This is a genomic window from Paenibacillus popilliae ATCC 14706 (genome assembly GCF_000315235.1).
Classification (GTDB): Bacteria; Bacillota; Bacilli; order Paenibacillales; family Paenibacillaceae; genus Paenibacillus_B; species Paenibacillus_B popilliae.
On the sequence record NZ_BALG01000350.1, the window covers coordinates 1 to 641 of the forward strand.

The 641-nt window shown below is 47.4% G+C and carries 1 pseudogene; it reads left to right on the forward strand.

From position 1 onward, the window contains the following. Positions 1–605, forward strand: a pseudogene (locus PPOP_RS24685) (IS3 family transposase); the annotation flags it as partial. Between the last annotated feature and the right edge of the window lie 36 nt (positions 606–641).

Consider the following 641-nt stretch of genomic DNA (forward strand, 5'->3'; position numbering starts at 1 on the left):
GGCGCAGTATAAGCCGCATAAAGCCACATGCAATGAGGAGGCTACAGCCAACACCTTGAACCGAGAATTTGACCAAACGGAGGCAAAACGATTCCTCGTCAGCGACCTGACCTATGTGAAAGTTCAGAACCGGTGGCATTACATTTGTGTGCTAGTCGATCTGTTTAATCGAGAGATCATCGGCCATAGTGTGGGTTCCCATAAAGATGTCGCCCTGATTTCTCGCGCTTTTGCGACGGTCAAAGGCGATTTGCATCAGATTCGGTGGTTTCACACCGACCGGGGCAGCGAGTTTAAAAACCAGAAAATGGATGATCTCTTGAAGACGTTTAATATCGGCCGATCACTCAGTATGAAAAGGTTGTCCGTATGACAATGCCGTGGCAGAAGCGACCTTTAAGATTATCAAAACCGAATTCGTCAACCAGATGAACTTCCAGAGCCTTCGTCACCTTGAACTGGAGTTGTACGATTACGTCAACTGGTTTAACAAGCATCGAATTCATGGAACATTAGGGTACTTAACCCCAGTTCAGTATCGCCACGCAGCCCTTAAAACAATCATGGCTTTTCCGCCGCATCCCCAGCATGAAAGTGGGGTTTAGCGCAGCACTTTTCCTCCATACTGAGTAATACTGCGA